General features: G+C 42.9%; 4 protein-coding genes and 1 pseudogene. 3 read left to right on the top strand and 2 right to left on the bottom strand.

Annotated features, from left to right (window positions below; all coding sequences use genetic code 11):
• Nucleotides 1–337, bottom strand: a pseudogene (locus AB4496_RS17750) (3-deoxy-7-phosphoheptulonate synthase); the annotation flags it as partial.
• Between the two features lie 207 nt (nt 338–544).
• Here AB4496_RS17750 and AB4496_RS17755 point away from each other — a divergent pair.
• Nucleotides 545–1429 carry a putative PEP-binding protein gene (locus tag AB4496_RS17755; protein ID WP_372131511.1) on the top strand — a complete coding sequence of 295 codons (885 nt, stop codon included), beginning with the start codon at nt 545–547 and terminating at the stop codon, nt 1427–1429.
• 176 nt (nt 1430–1605) lie between these two features.
• Nucleotides 1606–2091 carry a PaaI family thioesterase gene (locus tag AB4496_RS17760; protein ID WP_017101198.1) on the top strand — a complete coding sequence of 162 codons (486 nt, stop codon included), beginning with the start codon at nt 1606–1608 and terminating at the stop codon, nt 2089–2091.
• 80 nt (nt 2092–2171) lie between these two features.
• Here AB4496_RS17760 and AB4496_RS17765 read toward each other — a convergent pair whose 3' ends face one another.
• Nucleotides 2172–3527 carry a hypothetical protein gene (locus tag AB4496_RS17765; RefSeq protein WP_012603874.1) on the bottom strand — a complete coding sequence of 452 codons (1356 nt, stop codon included), beginning with the start codon at nt 3525–3527 and terminating at the stop codon, nt 2172–2174.
• A gap of 97 nt (nt 3528–3624) precedes the next feature.
• On the opposite strand from AB4496_RS17765, the gene AB4496_RS17770 reads away from it, so the two are divergent.
• Nucleotides 3625–3983 (top strand): S1-like domain-containing RNA-binding protein (locus tag AB4496_RS17770; RefSeq protein WP_372131513.1); only part of this gene is annotated, 359 nt, incomplete at its 3' end.

Here is a 3983-nt window from a genome sequence, read left to right on the forward strand (position 1 = left end):
GATTCGGATCGGTAATTAAACCTTTCCAACCTACAACCGTACGAGGCTTCTCGAAGTAGGTTCTCATGACAACGAATAGTTCATCTTTGTATTGATCTTGAATCTGGCTTAGACGTTCAGCGTAATCAAGTGCCGCATCTGTATCGTGAACAGAGCAAGGACCAACGATAACTAATAGGCGATTATCACGACCCGTTAGGATATCTTCGATTTGGCGGCGAGAATTCTTAATGCGCTCAGCAACGTCGTCAGTAATAGGGTGTGCATTGCCTAGTTCGGCAGGAGTTGGCATAGGACCCAGAGCTTGGGTTCTCAACTCATCAGTTTTTAATGGCATGTGATAGCTTTTTTATTCTATTGCGAAGTGGTTAAGATAACGGAATTGAACAGAGGAATAAACTCTCTTAAGTCAAAGTTATCTCTGTTATTGCTAATATTCTCATTTTTATCAGCAGGCCAACGTCAAATGGGGGATTTTCACTTGTATTAACAGGCAGCTATCGGTATTTTCGTTTGAACACAACATAAAAATGCTGGAGCAGCAATGACTCAAGAAAATCAAAGCACTTTGCACCCAGAACTTGTCTTAGGTGATGTGCTGCCTTCTTACAACGATAATAATAATTCCAACCACTTATACGTTTCATTATCTGAATTGGTCATGGATCGTGTCTTCTATCATCCAAGTATTGAAAGTCATTTAGAAACACTGACTGATATCGAAAAAACCTCTTTAGATGCGATCCTTGGCGATAAAACAGTCGATGAGCATTTTGTTTCGACCTTAGTGATTGCCATTCAAGCAGCCGTTCAGCCAAACCACGCCACTGTTCGTATTGCGTTAAGTAGTGCTGATAGCTATGGCTTCCGTTCGCTACTTGGTGGTAGCTGTGAAGCCGAAGAGATAAATCCGGCCTTAGGTGTTCGTGGGGTTGCGCGTTATGCGACAGCCGAGTACAGCAAGGCTTTCGCTTTAGAGTGCCAGGTTATTAAAGCGCTGCGAGAGCAGGGTATTAACGTTGAAGTGGTTGTACCGTATGTACGAGCATTAAGCGATGCTGCTAAGATTATTGATTTGCTTGCAGAGCAAGGCTTACCACGCGGGCTTAATGGTTTGAAAGTTCTGTTCTCGTGCGATGTGCCGTCTGCAGTGCTACTAAGCGAAAGATTACTGCATTATTTTGATGGTGTTGTGGTAAACGTTGATAGCTTAGCGTCTTTCACTTTAGGTGTAGACAAGCACAATGAAGCTCAGCAACACGCTTTTGATCCTCAAAACGAGGCAGTTATTACCTTGTTGAATATGATTGTTAAAGCAACACTGAACGCGAAGAAGCCCGTCCTGCTTGTGACTCAAGGCCTGGTGGACCCGCGCTTACAAGGGTTCATTGCGGATCTCGAAGGTGTAGAAACAGTTATCACTGCATAAACCAGCTTATTGTCTAGATAAATCAACTTGCTGTATGAGTTTATCTAAGTCACTAAAGCTTAGAGAAAAAGGGAGATATCATTATGCGATGATATCTCTTTTTTGTAACATTTTTTTGACATGCACATCGCTAATCGATTAACTGGTCTGATGACTTATTTGACTAGGTAATCCGAATGCTGACCCCTCTACAAAAAGCAAATTTCTACTTGAGCATGTTTGGCTTTTTCAAAGTACCTCTGATCTGGCTATGTCGACCAAAACTGCTCGCGCTGGATAATCAACATGTTGAAGTGAAAATTCCTCTCAAAAGGCGAACTAAGAACCACCTCAATAGCATGTATTTTGGTGTGTTAGCTGTGGGAGCTGACGTAGCAGGTGGTTTCCTTGCTATGAGTAAATCTCAGCAGCAGGGCGAAAAGATTTCTTTGGCATTTAAAGAGGTGACAGGTAATTTCTTGAAGCGTCCAGAAGGTGACGTACACTTCACTTGTAACGATGGTGAGCTGATCAACACTATGTTGGCAGAAACCATGTCTACTGGCGAGCGTGTGAATCAACCAGTGACCATCATAGCGACCTGCCCGTCTTTGCATGGCGACGAACCAATGGCGGAATTCACGCTAACACTTTCGATTAAGAAAGTCCCAGCTAGATCATAGTTCGACAGAAGTCGTTGAACAAGTGGAGGAGCGGTATGTGAATTGAATACCCACATACCGTACCGCACATCCTAACAACGTTATGATTCTTGAGTGATTTGCTCGATATCAACGATTTTTGAACGGTTCATGACTATTTTCCAGCGGTAATAGGTAGGCTCATCATCGTGATTGTTCTCTTTAATGATCAGGTTGAGCAGGTGGCGTTTTTCTACTGATTCTCGGCTTACTTGCCCTTCATTCATTCGATATACGTTATTTGAACCCTTGTCCATTAAGCGTGTCAGTGCTCTGAGGCTGATCGATACCGTTTCACGAGTCTCTTCGTAACCACTCATGAATGTCGATGTCGACATTTCTGTATGCGAACGATAGTGCAAAATTTGCTCTTCACGTTGAACAACACGTTTCTTGCGTATTGATTGAATACGGTCTGCTAACTTAGAAAAATTCGCGTAGTCCAACCATTCAAGCTTATGGCCGACAGATTTATTGGTTGTTGGATCAAAGTAGCGACGCTTCCACTTGGGTTTGCCTTTACGCAGCCAGCGCCACAGTATGTCTCTTAAATCATCTTTGAAGATTTCACGCAAAGCGTAAATGAATGACATCGATACGATGAAAGATGCAGTAATCTCTCCTAGAAAGTCGCGAGCTAATATAACGGTTGTGGTAACTACCACCATGACCAAGCCTGTGGCGATGCCTTTAACTGCTCTCTTCACGTTCTTACCCATTGATGTCGTCTTTTCTTTGAGGACGATAGGGTGTTCGATCAAACGTCGCAACAGTCGCATCTTGTTGCTCAAACGTGTTACGTCTTCTCGTACCTTCGCTGAGTTATAGCGATTAAGTTTTCGATGGGCGGTCTCTTTTTCACAAAGCGTCAAGAGTCGCTCTTTTATCGTCGAGTATTCACTGCCACGTGGCATATGTGATACCAAAGATAAGAACTTTTGCTCCGTGTACCAAGAAAGGTAATTATCAATATTGGCATAATAGCGCTTTAGGTTTTCTTCATAAGGAATACTACGACGAAGCTTCTTGAGGATATCCAAAGCCAGTTCGATGACTTCATCGACGTCATCAGCCGTTACGTCGTCACTATCTGTCTTGTTCAAGCTGCTCACGGCTTTATCTAAAGCAATCACGTATTGATAGGCGAACAAACTCAAACTCACACGATACTGTGTCGTCGATAAGCGTCCGCGTTTTGCCAAGCGGCTGTGTACCAATGGTAATAGTGTCTTATCACTGTAGTAAGCGCGCTTTTGAGTAATTGAACTGTAGAAGAAGGCACTTTCAGAAAGTACTTCCGGAGTCAGTCCGAGTTCACCGGGAATGAATAGATAAACGTCCATATCGAGCTTTTTGGTCTTCGCCATCGCATGGTTAATTTTAAGTGTTATCGCATCTTGTTTATCAACGGTGATCAACGATGTCTCCTAGAATATAAAAATATGAATGAAACTAGCGAAAGCATATCAGAGATCACGTATAATCACCGCCAAATTTAAAGTAGAGACAATCTTGATGATTAATATTGGTCAAATAAACAACCTAGAAGTAGTAAAACAAGCAGACTTCGGTGTATTCCTTGACGCGAGCGACTATGGAACCGTGTTGCTGCCGAAACGATTTACTCCTGAAGGTGTTGAAATTGGTCAAAAGCTAGATGTTTTTTTATACATTGATTCTGACAACCAGATCGCTGCCACAACTGAAAAACCAATAGCTCAAGTAGGGCAGTTTGGCTTGATGACGGTTGAAGGTGTTAACAGCACTGGTGCATTCATGAGCTGGGGCGTGAAAGGTAAGGACCTTCTTGTTCCTTTCAGCGAGCAGCGCGGCCGTTTAAACGAAGGCCAGTCAATCTTAGTATATGTGTATAT

Origin of the sequence: Vibrio sp. 10N.222.46.A1 (assembly GCF_041473595.1) — a bacterium.
GTDB classification, from domain to species: domain Bacteria; phylum Pseudomonadota; class Gammaproteobacteria; order Enterobacterales; family Vibrionaceae; genus Vibrio; species Vibrio tasmaniensis_A.

Bases quoted from the DNA above. Each gene is read 5' to 3' on its own strand.
- AB4496_RS17755 (WP_372131511.1), top strand. From the start codon at position 545: ATGACTCAAGAAAATCAAAGCACTTTGCACCCAGAACTTGTCTTAGGT.
- AB4496_RS17760 (WP_017101198.1), top strand. From the start codon at position 1,606: ATGCTGACCCCTCTACAAAAAGCAAATTTCTACTTGAGCATGTTTGGC.